Annotated in this window: 13 protein-coding genes; 4 read left to right on the top strand and 9 right to left on the bottom strand. The window is 46.7% G+C overall.

Going from position 1 to position 15,263, the window contains the following annotated elements; translation table 11 throughout:
* Positions 1 to 46 precede the first annotated feature (46 nt).
* Complete coding sequence (locus B5D42_RS04440) at positions 47 to 397, bottom strand: ArsC family reductase (protein ID WP_078830237.1); 351 nt, start codon at positions 395 to 397, stop codon at positions 47 to 49.
* 84 nt (positions 398 to 481) lie between these two features.
* On the opposite strand from B5D42_RS04440, the gene B5D42_RS04445 reads away from it, so the two are divergent.
* Positions 482 to 2,944: a TonB-dependent receptor gene (locus B5D42_RS04445; RefSeq protein ID WP_078830238.1), complete on the top strand. Its 2,463-nt coding sequence runs from the start codon at positions 482 to 484 to the stop codon at positions 2,942 to 2,944.
* A gap of 15 nt (positions 2,945 to 2,959) precedes the next feature.
* Here the strand turns inward: B5D42_RS04445 and B5D42_RS04450 are convergent, their stop codons facing one another.
* The 4 genes from B5D42_RS04450 to B5D42_RS04465 form a co-directional block, all read right to left on the bottom strand.
* On the bottom strand, positions 2,960 to 3,358 hold the full coding sequence (locus tag B5D42_RS04450) for a VOC family protein (RefSeq protein WP_078830239.1): 399 nt from the start codon (positions 3,356 to 3,358) through the stop codon (positions 2,960 to 2,962).
* Between the two features lie 9 nt (positions 3,359 to 3,367).
* Positions 3,368 to 3,883 (bottom strand): hypothetical protein, encoded by a 516-nt coding sequence (locus B5D42_RS04455; RefSeq protein ID WP_078830240.1) that lies wholly within the window; start codon positions 3,881 to 3,883, stop codon positions 3,368 to 3,370.
* Between the two features lie 42 nt (positions 3,884 to 3,925).
* Positions 3,926 to 4,705, bottom strand: coding sequence for a (Fe-S)-binding protein (locus tag B5D42_RS04460; RefSeq protein ID WP_078830241.1), 780 nt, complete (start codon positions 4,703 to 4,705; stop codon positions 3,926 to 3,928).
* 159 nt (positions 4,706 to 4,864) lie between these two features.
* Entirely contained in the window at positions 4,865 to 8,155 is a 3,291-nt protein-coding gene (locus tag B5D42_RS04465) for a TonB-dependent receptor (RefSeq protein WP_078830242.1), read from the bottom strand.
* Positions 8,156 to 8,443: 288 nt separating this feature from the next.
* On the opposite strand from B5D42_RS04465, the gene B5D42_RS04470 reads away from it, so the two are divergent.
* Positions 8,444 to 9,649 carry a bifunctional 3,4-dihydroxy-2-butanone-4-phosphate synthase/GTP cyclohydrolase II gene (locus tag B5D42_RS04470; RefSeq protein WP_078830243.1) on the top strand — a complete coding sequence of 402 codons (1,206 nt, stop codon included), beginning with the start codon at positions 8,444 to 8,446 and terminating at the stop codon, positions 9,647 to 9,649.
* Between the two features lie 67 nt (positions 9,650 to 9,716).
* Here B5D42_RS04470 and B5D42_RS04475 read toward each other — a convergent pair whose 3' ends face one another.
* From B5D42_RS04475 to B5D42_RS04485, 3 genes are all read right to left on the bottom strand, one after another.
* Positions 9,717 to 10,712 carry a PhoH family protein gene (locus B5D42_RS04475; RefSeq protein WP_078830244.1) on the bottom strand — a complete coding sequence of 332 codons (996 nt, stop codon included), beginning with the start codon at positions 10,710 to 10,712 and terminating at the stop codon, positions 9,717 to 9,719.
* 233 nt (positions 10,713 to 10,945) lie between these two features.
* Positions 10,946 to 11,593, bottom strand: coding sequence for a ribulose-phosphate 3-epimerase (rpe, locus tag B5D42_RS04480; RefSeq protein ID WP_078830245.1), 648 nt, complete (start codon positions 11,591 to 11,593; stop codon positions 10,946 to 10,948).
* A gap of 53 nt (positions 11,594 to 11,646) precedes the next feature.
* The gene (locus tag B5D42_RS04485) at positions 11,647 to 12,453 is read right to left on the bottom strand and encodes a tetratricopeptide repeat protein (RefSeq protein ID WP_078830246.1); all 807 of its coding nucleotides are present in this window, start codon (positions 12,451 to 12,453) and stop codon (positions 11,647 to 11,649) included.
* A 90-nt stretch (positions 12,454 to 12,543) separates the two neighbouring features.
* Between B5D42_RS04485 and B5D42_RS04490 the strand changes: the two genes are divergently transcribed.
* Together B5D42_RS04490 and B5D42_RS04495 are read left to right on the top strand one after the other, a co-directional pair.
* Positions 12,544 to 13,623: a TolB family protein gene (locus B5D42_RS04490; protein ID WP_078830247.1), complete on the top strand. Its 1,080-nt coding sequence runs from the start codon at positions 12,544 to 12,546 to the stop codon at positions 13,621 to 13,623.
* A gap of 48 nt (positions 13,624 to 13,671) precedes the next feature.
* The gene (locus B5D42_RS04495) at positions 13,672 to 14,145 is read left to right on the top strand and encodes a hypothetical protein (RefSeq protein WP_078830248.1); all 474 of its coding nucleotides are present in this window, start codon (positions 13,672 to 13,674) and stop codon (positions 14,143 to 14,145) included.
* A gap of 96 nt (positions 14,146 to 14,241) precedes the next feature.
* Here B5D42_RS04495 and murB read toward each other — a convergent pair whose 3' ends face one another.
* The gene (gene murB, locus B5D42_RS04500) at positions 14,242 to 15,255 is read right to left on the bottom strand and encodes a UDP-N-acetylmuramate dehydrogenase (RefSeq protein ID WP_078830249.1); all 1,014 of its coding nucleotides are present in this window, start codon (positions 15,253 to 15,255) and stop codon (positions 14,242 to 14,244) included.
* Between the last annotated feature and the right edge of the window lie 8 nt (positions 15,256 to 15,263).

A 15,263-nucleotide genomic window follows, 5' to 3' on the forward strand; every position in this document is an offset into this window, starting at 1 on the left:
AAGAGGGGAAGTCTGCACTTCCCCTCTTCTGTGCATAGAGCGATCGTTATTTGAATGTCTTCTGATACAAAGCTGCATCGAAACCTACCGTCATCACTTTATCATCTTTTTCAATGACCGGCCTTTTGATCACGCTGGTATTTTCACTCATCAGCGATACTGCAGCTGCCTGCGAAGTAACAGCGGCCTGAATGACAGGGTCAAGCCCTCTCCAGGTAGTTCCTTTCTTATTAACCAGTATTTCCCAGCCCACCTGTTTGCACCAGGCAGTCAGTTTAGCCTTGGTGATCCCTGCTTTTTTATAATCATGAAATTCATAGGGAATTCCCTGCTCCCGGAACCAGGTCAACGCCTTTTTAACGGTGTCGCAATTCGGGATACCATAAATCATATACATAGTTGACCGATTTAGTGAACAAAATTAGCCAATTGTCTATTTTTTTTGAATAAATAGCATGATATAACTTACTTTGATAGCAACATGAAGAATTTTGTAGCCCTGGTTTTATTATTAGGTATTGGTCATCTTTTGCCTGCGCAGAACCGCAATGCGAAAGACAAAGGAATGGTTGGCATCATTATCGGAAATGTGCTGGACGCGAAAAGCGGTAAACCATTGCCTTATGCGAACCTGTTGCTTTCCAAAATGAACGATACCGCAAAGGGGATCCGTAATGCCGCCGATAAGAACGGTGCATTCGAATTTACGGCGCTTCCCTTTGGTTATTACCGGCTCACTGTTGAAGCGGTAGGTTTTGCAAAAACAAACCTCGATAGTATTTATCTCCGTGAAGAACGTTATGATTTCAACCTTGGTGATATCAAGCTGAATGATAACAGTACTGCTCTGGATGAAGTGGTTGTATATGCTGAAAAACCACTGATCGAAAACAAAGATGACAAGCTTACGTATAATGTGGGTGAAAGCGCTCTCAGCAGTGGTTCCAGTACAGCCGAACTGCTGAAGAACATACCGTTGGTGAACAATGATCCCGACGGGAAAATCCTGCTAAAGGGTAAAGAGCCAAAGATCCTCATAGACGACAAACCAACCGATCTCAGTGCACAGCAATTGCAGGATCTGCTGGAAAGCATGCCCGGCAGCAGCATCGAAAAGATCGAGATCATGAGTAATCCGCCGCCGCAGTATGCAACCGAAACGGGAGGCGTGATCAATATCGTTACCAAGAAAGGAAAGATCGGCTGGGTAGGACGTGTAACCGCAAGCGGGGGGACAAGAGGAGAAGGCAATACAGCCGGGAATGCCAGCTACCGCAACAAACAGTTTTCCATCAACATCAATGGCGGCGTTACGGGAAGCGTATTTACCGGTAACAGTTACTCCAATCGTGAAAATATTTACAAGGACTCTACAAACGGTTTGTATACCCAGAGTAATTATAAAAATAAAAGCCTGAGGCCGAATCTCCGCTTGCAGGTAGATTATGAGATCAACAAACAGAACACGCTCAACTTTACATACCAGGGTAACCTGAACATGTTCGATAACATGAGCTTCACGGAGTATCGCAATATCAACCGGTTCGATGATGTTTATAAGATCAGTAACCGTAAAAACGGCAGTGATGGTACCGGTTACGGGCATAACGTGTCCGTAAGCTATACCCGGCGCGCAAAAAATAATCTTGCAGAATATTTCCGTGTGATCCTGAACGGGAATGTTGGTAAGAACGACAATGACCTCAACTACTTCCAGCAGTTCTTACGCCCGGACTATGTACCTACGGGTGTGGATTCAACACAGGCGCAATTACTCGATAACTATTCAAGATCCGGATCGCTGCGGGTGGATTATAACAAGCCGCTGATGTGGAAAGGAAGCAACTTTTCAACCGGCGCTACTTATCAGAAATCACATAACCACAATGCGCTGAACACAAGCTACCTGCGTAAATCAGACAGCGTATTCATTCCGAACGATCTGCTCAGTAACGACTTTAAATTCTACCAGGACATTTTTACCATCCGGGCCGGGCTTAGTTTCCTGTTCCCTGGTCAGTTGCGTGTTACGGGCGGCGCACAGGCAGAACAGACTACTATGTCGTTCGACTTTATCAAAGGCAATGTTTCCAATGTTGATAATAAATACTGGAATGTGCTGCCTAATCTTACCATCCGGAAAGAATTCAACAAAACGCTGAATACGTCATTGGTGTACCGTGCCACTATCCGCAGGCCGGGTATTGGTGAACTGAATCCGAATATCACTTATACCGATCCATACAATATCCGTTTCGGTAATCCATTCCTCCGGCCGTCTACTTCAGACAATTTCGACTGGAATGTGAGCTGGATCAAAGGCAAGTATTATGTGAATACATCGGTCGGTTACAATAAAGTAAAAGAAGTGATCAACTCCATCCGTACTCTTGTTGGTGGCGGTAAAACAGAAACCACCTGGCTCAATATTGCCGACAGGCAGGAATATGAAGCCAGCGTATTCGGCGGTTTTACTTTCTCAAGGGTATTCCGTGTGAACGGCAGCGTGGTTTTCAGGCATAACCAATACGGTGAAAGGGAAAAAGTATTGTATAAATACCGTGACGGGAACACTTTCCTCACAACGCTGAACTATTCTTTCACACCGTCTAACGTACTTTCTTTCGAAGGTAACGCACGGTTTAATAATTATGCGGATGCACAGGGTAAGAGCCGCAGTAACCTGAATATGAATTTCGGGATCCAGCGTAAGTTCATGGACCGCAGGCTGATCGTTACGCTGAATATCATTGATCCGTTCACGGTGCAGAAATATACCACATATACATACGGACCTAACTTTAATCTCGAGAATTTCAGTTCAACCAATTCCCGCAATTTCAGGTTAACGGTGAGTTACCAGCTGAACAGGATTGTACAGAAACCACAAATGAGCGAAAAGCAGAAAAAAGCAATGCTGGATAAATTGAAAACGAAGAAATAGAACGAAGCCGGAAAGTTATTCCTGGTTTTCTTCATCAACCGATTCGCCTTCTTTCAGTTCCCTGCCGAACTGCAGCATATATCCATTGTTGTCGAGGATTGCGAATTCACGCATACAATGCCGGAAATTACCGATCGCATAACCGATCCTGGCTTTGTCTTTCAGCATTGTCCATGCTTCATCTACATCTGCAGTATAGATGTAAAAACTCCCGGTGCATAATGGCTGCCCATCATAGGGAGAGTGCTCATTCGGTCGTGCAAACATGAGGTTTACCTGGTCGCGGCGCAAATGACACCAGCCCCAGTCGGCATTGTACTCATCGAGGGTAAAACCGAGAAGGCCACTGTAAAAATCAATAGTGCCTTCCAGGTCGTTGGTCCAGAGCAAGGGGGTAAGTGCATCCAACCGCATAAGCTTTATTTAAGAGTGTTGCAGTGCCGGGATTCTTGCAGCGAGCCAGCTTTGTTTTACCGGAATGATCCAGTTATTCAGCAGGTCTTTTTTTGTAGCTGCGAGGTTGTTGAAATATAAAGTGTCGCCTTTGATAAACCCGTTTTCCAATGCATAGGTCAGTTGCGGCATGGGCAAGACTTCCACTTTGTCTTTCACCACAAAAGCAAGGCTCTGCCTGTTGAACATATCCACTTTAAAAAGGGATTCTATCTTTTTGATAACACGAACAGAACTGTCGGTGCTGCAGCCGCTTACGTCGGTCACGGTCTCGTCTGCCATCAGTACGATGAACTGGCCGAAAAACAGGTTTGCATAACCTTTAACCGGCGTACCGTGCGTATTCCATGAGGCTGTGAATTCCTGCAGCAGCGGTTCTATTTCCAGTGCTTCGGATATGGTAAATAAACGGCTGCTCTGGTAGATCCAGACCCTTGAAGAGTCGTGGAAGTCGGCAGGTATATATTGCTGGTAATCTAAATTCATAAGGCAAAATTAAGCATTTGCCCGATTATGTGCTTTCCGGGCTCAGGCCATACTGCTGTTGATCAGCTCGGCGATATCCAGAACGGCCACTTCGTTTTCCTTTTCCCTGTTCTTGACGCCATCCGTCATCATGGTATTGCAGAAAGGACAGGCAGAAGCGATCACGGCAGCGCCGGTAGCGAGGGCTTCATCGGTTCTTTCAATGTTGATGCGTTTATCCCCCGGTTCATCTTCCTTGAACATCTGGGCACCGCCCGCGCCGCAGCAAAGGCCTTTGGAACGGCATCTTTTCATTTCCACCAGTTCGGCATCGAGGATTTCCAGCACTTTTCTCGGTGCTTCATAGATATCGTTTGCGCGGCCGAGATAACAACTGTCGTGGTAAGAGATCTTCTTCCCTTTGAAGCTGCCGCCTTCTTTCATTTTGATGCGTCCGGTATCAATCAGTTCCTGCAATAATGTGGTGTGATGGATCACATCGTAATTGCCGCCCAGTTCCGGGTATTCGTTTTTGAGGGTATTGAAGCAGTGCGGGCAAGTGGTTACGATCTTTTTGATGCCATAACCATTCAGTACCTGTATGTTCTGATAGGCCATCATCTGGAACAGGAATTCATTGCCGGCCCTGCGTGCAGGATCGCCGGTGCAGGCTTCTTCCTTGCCGAGGATGGCATACTTCATACCAACCTTATCCAGTATGGATGCAAATGCTTTCGTGATCTTCTGTGCACGCTGGTCAAAGCTGCCCGAGCAACCAACCCAGAAAAGGATCTCGGGAGATTCGCCGTTTGCCATCATTTCGGCCATGGTATTCACCTTCATACAGTACTGCTTTATTGATTCAATTCTCTATGCAAATGTAAGGGCTGACAGCAACCGATTTCGTCTTTATCGAGAAAACTGGAATTTTTAAGGAGGAATAGTCACAAATAAAAACGTCTCCCCGTTTGGAGAGACGCTTTATATTGTTACCGTACAGGATTAGAACCTGATCCTGAATTCCAGCTGGCTGTTCCACCTTGAAGAATAACCAGGTGTTACAGTAGTGGTTACAGAACCCGGACGGCCTGTAGTTGGGTTGAATGTATACCTTGGTACCAGGCTGTTGGCAGCATAGCTTACGCTCAGCAGTTGGAACTGATCGAAGCTTGCGAAGAACTGACGGCCCCAATCCCTGTTCAGGAAGTTGCTGAAGTTCATCATGCTGTAAATAACCTGTGCAGAGTATTTCTTGTTACCCAGTTTGATAGTGAAGTCCTGAGCCAGGCGCAGATCCACTACGTTGGTGAATTCTGTACGTGAAGCATTTCTTTCAGCATACTGACCACGACGTGTTCTCAGGTATTTGTCGTTGTTGATGTATGCATCGAACGCTGCTTTCTGTGCATCAGGAGTTGCAGTAACTGCACTTGAGGTAATGAAAGTCATATTCGCCAGATCCTGTGTTGTAGGAACATAGATCAGGTCGTAGAAGTTGATACCATCCCTGTTAGCCTGACCATTGTAGATGTAGCTGTAAGGGTTACCAGACTGACCATTGTAAGTCAGACCGATCGTTGTAGCCAGTTTGCCACCGGCATAAGTGAACTTCTTGCTTACGAATGCAAATACCCTGTGACCGAAGCTGTTATCGGAAACGCTTCTTGTGAGGTAGTTACGTCCGTTGATGCTCTCCTGGCTGCTCCACTGGCTACCATTGGTTGAGCTTTGTGCATCGTTTACAACGAATGACTCACCGTAGTTATAGCTTGCAGAGAAGTTGAAGCCTGTTCTCGTGGTTTTGTTAACCAGGAAGGTCAGGTTGTAAGAGAATCCTTTTTCACCTTCCTGATTGCTGATGAGGTAAACACCGCTGCCATAAGGGTTGATACCGTTGCTTCTGATAGGGATCTGGTTTGATGCAGATGCTGCAGTACCATATACCAGGCGGTTATCCGGTCCTACTGATCTTACGGTAGGAGGGATCAGGTTGATGTTCTGGTAAGCGATATCATTGATATTCTTGGTGAACATACCTTCTACGGTTACAGTCCAGCCATGACCCAGGTTCTTGTCAGCTGCAAGTGAAGTCCTGAATACTTTTGGCGTTTTGAATTCTTTAGCGATCAGGTCAAGCTGTCCTTTTGCGTTGTCGAGGCTGATACCAACCTCAGCAGCAGTGTAAGGAGTAGTTCTGTAACGAACCTTGTCAGCATTCCAGATGGCAGCATTCACAGAAGTGCTCAGTGTGTAGCTTCCTACTGAACGGCCGGTCTGGTTGTAAACACCACCAGGCCATACCAATGGAATACGTCCGGTAAACATACCCAGACCACCACGGATCACGAGACCTTCTTCAGGGATCTTGTAAGTGAAACCTACGCGGGGTGACAGAGATACCGGTACTTTAGCCATCTGGCCAGGCATTGCGCCTTTCAGATCATAGTACTGTGCAAATTTCGGTAAAGCAGAATCGATCGCGAACTGATCGAAGATCGGTTTGGTGATGAACTTGTAGTAGTCAGCACGCAGACCAACAGTAACAGTGAAGTTCTGGTTTACTTTGATATCATCGTTCAGGAACAGTGCACCCCTGAATACGTTGAATTTAGCAGCAGCATCAGTTGTTTTCTCGTCCATTGAACCAACGAGCGGGAAACCAACCTGGTATTGCCTTGGCTTCGCATCATTCAGGAAGTCGGCAACACTGTTGTACTGGTAAGTACCGGTACCGTTTGAAATGAATGAGTTGAATGCCTTGTAATATTCAGCCTCGAAACCAGCAGTCAGGTTATGTTTGCCCAGGACAAATTTGAACTGGTCAGACAGGTTGTAACTGCTTTGTTTCAGGTAGTTGAAAGTTGAGTTCGCTTCTGTACCGAAACGGATGCTTCCCCCTGTACCATCGGTGATGGTTACGCTTGGTGCAACAGCTCCGCCCAGCGGACCGCGGTCATCTTCAACGTCAGTAATCGTGAAGAGTAAACGGTTGCTTGAGCTTTTACCGATCGTGCTTTTCAGCTCAAGTGAACCTGAAGCTGTCTTTGTAGGGAAGCGGTAACCGTAGTTAGAGAAGTTCAGCTGGTTTGGAGTGCTTGAGAATACGATCAGTTTGTCGCCTTTTGTATAACGGAAGCTACCAGTCAGTTTGTTTTTCTCGTTGATGTTCCAGTCTACTTTAACAGTCAGTTTGTCTGATTTCAGTTCGCCGAGGCTGTTATCGTAAGTACCCGGGTTATATCCGCCGCTTCTTGCGATGATATTGTTCATCAGCGCCTGGAGAGCAGCAGGTGTTTTGGTGTCTCCATTATAGGTAGACAGGTCAAACGGGTTTGGAGTCTGGTCTCTCTGAAGCTCGCCGCTCACAAAGTAGAACAGTTTGTTTTTGATGATGGCGCCGCCGAGGGTAAAGCCGTACAGTTTGTTGCTGAAAGGGCTGTATCTGGTAGCCTGATCTTTAGGACCTGTAGGTGTTTTACCTGCCAGGTTCTGGTTACGGAAGATGTAGTAAGCAGAACCGTGGGTCTGGTTGGTACCGGACTTGGTGATGGCGTTGATCGCACCACCGGTAAAGTTACCTACAGAGGCATCGTAAGGAGAGATCATCACCTGGATCTGATCGATCGCATCGATGGATAAAGGTGAAATGCTCGACTGGCCACCATTTGTTCCGCTGTATGCCAGACCGAATACGTCGTTATTTACAGCTCCATCCACATAGAAAGAGTTGTAACGGAGGTTCTGGCCTGCAATCGAGAAACCGTTTTCGCTGGAAGCGTTACCGCCGCTCGCTAATTTGAATTGAGGAGTACTTCTCAGGTAATCGGCAAGACCACGGCCAACAGTAGGCATGGTTTCGATCCTTTCTCTTCCGAGCGTAGTAGAGGTTCCGTTTTTGTTGGCATCTGTTTTGGAAGCAGCTGCAGTTACAACAACGGTGCCCAGGTTTGTAGTTTGCTCACCAACCACGAAGTCAGATTTCAGCGGCTCACCGAGGAGCAGGTAGATATCTGATCTTTTTTCTGTGTTCAGACCCACAAAGCTCACCTGGATGGTGTAAGGACCACCCGGGTTCATGTTTGCGATACCATAGGTACCACCTTTACGGGTTTGTGTGGTGTAAACTGTTCCTGTTGGCTCATGGGTAGCTTTCACAGTAGCGCCAACCAGCTCTTTTCCGTCTGCGGTTGTTACCGTTCCGGAAATGCTACTTGTTGTTACCTGTGCGAAAGAGCTTACAGAAAATAACAATGCCAGACCGAAGGTCAGCATCACGATAATCTTTTTTCTCATAATTTTACTGGTTACGTTAATTTTCAAGTGCAAAGAAAGTGAAATATCTCCGAGGAATTTCAACAGAATGTTAACAAATTATGTCCTATACTCGGATTTGCCTTTTTTTGATTAAATTGTTCATTTTTTATGATAAAAAACGGGCAAAGCCATGCAGCACTTTTCATATAAATTATTATTTTAATCCGTTTGCTGTTATATTCGAAACCCGGAATAAGTTTGTTTTTTCAGTTTTCTTATGACCATATACGGTTGATCCAATGTAATTTTGCGGGATAATCATTATCTATGTTAGACAGGATAGAGGATGCTATTGACGATATACGCAATGGCAGGATGATCATCGTTGTAGACGATGAAGACCGTGAAAATGAAGGCGATTTTGTGGTAGCAGCACGTCATGCCACCCCAGAAATTGTGAATTTCATGAGTAAGGAAGGGCGCGGCCTGATTTGTGCCACCCTTACCGAAGACCGTTGTAAAGAACTGCAGCTCGACCCGATGGTCAGCTCCAATACCTCCTTACACGAAACCGCGTTTACCGTTTCAGTAGACCTCCTGGGGCACGGAACCACTACCGGCATATCGGCTTCAGACCGATCGAAAACCCTGCTGGCACTGGTTGATCCGGCTACAACACCTGCCGATCTGGGCCGCCCGGGGCATATTTTCCCGCTGAAAGCAAAAAATGGCGGCGTTCTGCGTCGTGCCGGTCATACAGAAGCCGCAGTTGACCTGGCCCGTCTTGCCGGTCTCGAACCTGCCGGTGTGCTGGTGGAAGTGATGAACGAAGACGGTACCATGGCCAGGCTGCCCGAACTGATGGAAATAGCCCAAAAGTTCGGTCTTAAGATCATATCCATCAAAGACCTGATCGATTACCGACTGAAAACGGATTCTTTGATCGAAGAGATCGTTAAAGTGGAAATGCCTACGCGATACGGCTACTTCAAACTGGTGGCTTTTAAGGAAAAAGCAACCGGCGGCGAACACCTGGCCCTCATCAAAGGCAGCTGGGTTCCCGGTGAAGCTGTACTTACAAGGGTGCACAGCAGCTGTTTTACCGGCGATATCCTCGGCAGCTTCCGCTGCGATTGCGGTGAACAACTGCATAAAGCCATGCAGATGGTAGAGTCGGAAGGGAAAGGGGTGATCCTTTATATGAACCAGGAAGGACGCGGCATCGGTCTTGTGAACAAACTCAAAGCCTACAAACTCCAGGAAGAAGGTATGGATACGGTTGAAGCCAACCTGCATCTCGGTTTCGGGAAAGATGAACGTGATTATGGCGTAGGGGCGCAGATCCTGCGGTACCTGGGCATCACCAAACTCCGCCTGATGAGTAATAATCCGAGAAAACGTGCGGGCTTAAGCGGTTACGGTATTGATATCGAGGAGATCGTACCTATTGAAGTGCCTTCCAATCCGCATAATGTAAAATACCTGCAGACCAAAAGGGATAAACTGGGTCATGAAATATTAGGTGAGCAATAAGCACACCGGCTTATAAAATAAAAGAGGGAAATCGTTAACCGGTTTCCCTCTTTTGTTATCCGCTGGCTCAGCGATGACTTTGCTGCTGAGGTCCGTATTCTTTTTCTTCGCGTTCCTTCTCCTTGTCGTAGGCTTTAATGATCGATTTTACCAGTCTGTGCCTTACCACATCTTCCTCGTTCAGCTCGATATGGGCAATACCTTCGATGTTTTTCAATATCCGGGTCGCTTTTTCCAGGCCGCTGCGCTGGTTACGCGGCAGGTCGATCTGCGTGGGGTCGCCGGTGATGATCGCTTTGGCATTGGCACCGATACGTGTCAGGAACATTTTCAGCTGGAGGTCATTGGTATTCTGCGCTTCATCCAGGATTATAAAGGCATTATCGAGCGTACGTCCGCGCATATAAGCCAGCGGCGCAATTTCGATCGTGCGGGTACTCATATAATAGCCTAATTTGTCCGCAGGGATCATATCGTCCAAGGCATCATATAACGGCCGCAGGTACGGATCGATTTTTTCCTTCAGGTCGCCCGGCAGGAAACCCAGGTTTTCACCCGCTTCAACGGCCGGCCTCGTAAGGATGATCTTCTTCACCACTTTATTCTTTAATGCACGAACAGCAAGGGCAACGGCAGTATAGGTTTTACCGGTACCGGCAGGTCCTATGGCGAAAACGATATCATTACGGTCTGCCGCATGCACCATTTTCTTCTGGTTCTGCGTTCTGGCACGTACCGTTTTGCCATTTGGGCCGAAAACAAGTACATCATTGGGGTTACTGTCCACAAAATTGTCTACTACTTCTGCATCGTCGCCACCGAGGATCTGTTCAAAATAACCTTCACTCAGGTGACCATTCCTTTGCAGGTACTGGATAACCAGCTCAATTTTTTCTTTTGCTGAATCAATCTGTTCAGGGGCCCCGCTCAGTTTTATTTGTGTCCCGCGGGAAAGGATCTTTAACAATGGGAATTTCTTTTTCAGCAGATCTAATTTACCGTTGTTGACGCCAAAGAATTCAATGGGATTAACGGTTTCGAGGTTGATAATTGCTTCTGTCAATCTGTTTCACTTTTGGGTTTGACGGAATAGGATTTCGGTACTTACTTGCTAACGACCATCTATTCCAAATTTAATTGGGAACCTGTATAAAAACCTAATAGATATTATACACAGCTGTGGAGATCTTATGCAGTAATCGTGCCCGATACCTGTAGAATGACAACCATGCAGACCTGCACAAAAAAAGCGCGCCATTGGCACGCTTTTACTATCATTACTTAACAGAACTTTAATTAACAGGCTTTCAGGGCTGCAATTGTTGCAGTCGGGTCTTGTGCGCGGAAAACCGTATTGCCTGCCACCAGTACATCTGCGCCGGCTGCAACGAGTGAGGGCGCATTCTGCAATGTAACACCGCCGTCGATCTCGATCAGTGTGTGCAATTGTTTTTCTGTGATCATTTTTTTGAGTGTACGGATCTTTTCCAGCGTATGTGGAATGAACTGCTGGCCGCCAAAACCAGGGTTCACACTCATTAGGCAAACCAGGTCTATCTCGTGGATGATATCGCTCAGCAAATGAACAGGCGTATGTGGATTTAATGCCACACCGGCCTTCATGCCCAGCGCCTTGATCTGCTGCAGGTTCCTGTGCAGGTGCGGACAGGCTTCCAGGTGAACGGTCAGTACATCGGCACCCGCTTTTTTAAACGCTTCCGCATAATTCCCCGGTTCGAGGATCATCAGGTGCACATCGCAGATCTTGGTAGTGGCTTTGCGGATATGCTCGATCACCGGCAAGCCGAAACTGATATTGGGTACAAATCTTCCATCCATTACATCCAGGTGAAACCAGTCGGCCTGGCTTTCATTGAGCATGGTAATATCTGATTGTAAATTCAGAAAATCAGCGCTTAATAAAGAGGGGGCTATAAGAGGCATAATTGTTTTTTGAACTGCGAAATTCTTGTTTTTTGCTGAGAATGTTCATTTATTTATGAAACACCGAGCCGTTTTAATGCATTGACTGCGTCTGTCATTCCTGCATCAAGGGATATAGCCAGCCTGTAATTGCTCGCTGCCGCATCTTTGTTATTAAGGACTTCATTGCATTTGCCTGCCCAGTAATAACCATCGGCATAAGTATTATTAACAGCCACTGCCAGTTCAAATACTTTCAGGGCTTCGGCGGGCTGTTTGTTTTCATAATAAAGAAATCCTTTTTCCATATATGCTTCCATGTAACGGTAGTCGTTGGCAACACAACTGTTGAACAGCGCTATCGCTTTATCCCTGTTCCCGATGCGTGCATAATAAACGCCGCTGATGAAATCGCAGTGTGCGTTGTACTCCCTGCCCAATCTTAACGTGTTTACCTGTTTACATAGTTCCAGTGCTGCCGGGTCTTTGCGTTCTGCGTAAAGATTGGCCATTGAAAGAAGCGCATCCGGCGATGGATAGATCCTGGCTGCATACCTGTAGGAGCGGATGGCGCCGGTGGTATCTTTTACTTTTTCCAGCAGCTGTGCTTTGCGGAACCAGAGGCCATAATTCAGACTGTCCCTCGTGATCAGCGAATCCATCTGTTGCAGGGCTGGTTTATAAGATGCCATGCTGTCGAGCATCTCTACTAGTTGCAAACGAAGTCCCATGCTGTCCGGATTGGTGCGGATGGCGCTGTATAGCTGCTGAGCCGCAGCGGGCAGCACGCTATCCCTGCCGGCCTCAGCCACTTTATCTTGCTGACGATTATTGGTACAAGCTGCGGCTAATACAAGCAGCAGCAACAGGCTGTATTTCATGGTGCAAAAATAAATGCCCGCAGGCAGGCTGCTTAATTATTTTTACCAATACGCCGTTGTTAGTGTTAATTTTGCGGCTCATTAACAGTTATGAAGAAAAATATTTTATTCCTGGCAGCAGCTTTCCTTGTGCAGACTGCACTGCCGGCCCAGCAGGCTCCGCAGGATTCTGTCCATTTCAGCGGGGAAAAACATTTCCGGAACGTGCGCCAGCTCACTTTTGGCGGCGATAATGCAGAAGCTTACTGGAGCTACGATGGCAAACACATCATTTTTCAGCGTACCAACCCGAAGGAAGGGTTGAACTGCGACCAGATCTTCATTGGTAAAGTGCCTGAAAGTGCAAACGAACCATTCGTTTACAAACAGGTAAGTACGGGTAAGGGGCGCACTACCTGCGCTTATTTCCTGCCAGACGGGAAACATATCATCTATGCCTCCACGCATAAAGGTGGCGATGCCTGCCCGCCAGTGCCGGACCGCTCCAAATACGGGAATAAATATATCTGGCCTTTATACGACAGCTATGATATTTATATGGCCGATCTCAACGGTAAGATCGTACGTCAGCTGACAACTGCAAAAGGATATGATGCGGAAGCAACCCTTTCCCCGGACGGGAAAAAAATGATCTACTGCAGTGATAAGAACGGAGACCTCGATCTTTATGTAATGGACATTGCCACCGGTAAAGAAAAACAGGTAACAACCGCACTGGGTTACGATGGTGGTGCATGGTTCAGCCCGGATGGAAAAAAGATCGTATGGCGTGCAAGCAGACCTAAAACGGAAGCAGCGATCAAAGAATACAAGGAATTACTGGCGCAGGGCATGGTAGCACCTACCAATATGGAAGTGTGGGTAGCCAATGCCGATGGTACTGATGCAAAACAGATCACAGACCTGAAACAGGCCAACTGGGCGCCTAATTTTACGCCGGACGGTAAGCATATTATCTTCTGCAGTAACCACGAATATCCGCGCGGTTTCCCCTTTAACATGTATCTTACGGATATAAACGGCAAAGGCCTCGAAAAGATCAGTCGCGACAAAGGTTTCGATGCCTTTCCGATGTTCAGCCCGGATGGAAAGAAGATCATTTTTTCTTCCAACCGTAACAACGGCGGAACAAGGGATACCAATCTCTTTATTGCGGATTGGGTAGATTAATCATCCGTTCAGAACAATCATATTCATCAATATTTAAAAAATAGCTTTATGGACACAGGCTTGCTGCATTTACACAATCTTTTACGTTGGGTGATCCTCGTATTACTGCTGGTTTCAATGTTTAAAGCCTATAGTGGCTGGACAGGGAAAAAAGCATTTACTCCCGGAGTGAAAAAACTATGGCTGTTCACCATGATCAGCGGACATATCACCTTGCTGATCGGATTGTACCAGGTGGCTTTCGGGCGCTTCGGTTTTTTAAAGACCACACTTCCCGAAGGCGAAAGTTTTATGAAGAACAAATTCTTCCGTTTTTTCTGGATGGAGCACCCGGTAACAATGATTCTTGCTATCGTATTCCTGACCATGGCACACGGTATGGCAAAAAAAGCTGTTCCGGATGAAGTGAAATATAAGAAAGCATTTACCTTCTTCCTGCTGGCGTTCGTGCTGATACTTGCAGGTGTTCCCTGGCCTTTCAGGGGGCTTGAAATAGGCAGGCCGCTTTTCCCGGGCATGTAATTTCCTTTAAGAATATAAAACAAAGCCATCTCTTGCAAAAGGAGATGGCTTTGTTGTTTAAAGCAGCTTTTGGAAAGTTCAGAACTTTCCAAAAGCTCAGGTAATGATATTCACTTCTCTTTCAAGAACAATACCGAATTGTTTATGAACACTATCGATGATCTCCTGTGAAAGTGCATAGATCTCGGCACCGCTGGCGTTGCCATAATTAACCAGAACCAATGCCTGTTTCGGATAGCAGCCTGCATCACCACGGCGATAGCCTTTCCAGCCGCATTGTTCGATCAGCCAGCCGGCAGCAACTTTTACGTGTCCTGCTGCACCGGGATAACCGGGAATACCCGGATATTCAGTTTTTAACTGTTCAAATAAAGATGGCTCAATAACGGGATTTTTAAAAAAGCTTCCCGCGTTCCCGGTTTCTTTCGGGTCGGGGAGCTTGCTGCTGCGGATATTGATCACTGCCTGTGATATGTTACGTACGGATAATTCCTGCACACCCATCTTTTCCAGCTCTGCTTCAATTGCGCCATAGCTGGTATTGAAAACCGGTTTCCTGCTTAAACGGAACGTGACGTTCAGGATCACGAACTGGTTTTTGTACCGGTTTTTGAATACGCTTTCGCGATAGCCGAATGCACAGTCGGCCGCCGAAAAAGTTACTATACACTGATCCCGGATATGCCATGCTTCCAGCTGATGGAATACATCTTTGATCTCCACGCCATACGCGCCGATGTTCTGCATGGGCGATGCGCCTGCATTGCCGGGTATCAGGCTCAGGTTTTCTATGCCGCCCAAACCTTTATTTACACAGTAGCTGACAAATGCATGCCAGTTCTCGCCAGCCTGTACTCTTACGTAAACCTCAGATTCGGTTTCCCGTATGATCTCGGTCCCTTTCAGCTCGTTTTTCAGCACAAGCCTTTGCACATCATTTGTAAACAGGATATTACTGCCGCCACCGAGTATGAAAGGTGCGGGCAATCCAGGTAATGCTAACAATTGCTCCAGTTCATCTGCAGAAGAAAATGCTGCGAAATGACTGGCCCGTACATCAATGCCAAAACTATTGAAAGGCCTGAGCGATATGTTCTGCTGTAAAGTCATATTCGGTA

Origin of the sequence: Sediminibacterium ginsengisoli (assembly GCF_900167075.1) — a bacterium.
Lineage (GTDB): Bacteria > Bacteroidota > Bacteroidia > Chitinophagales > Chitinophagaceae > Sediminibacterium > Sediminibacterium ginsengisoli.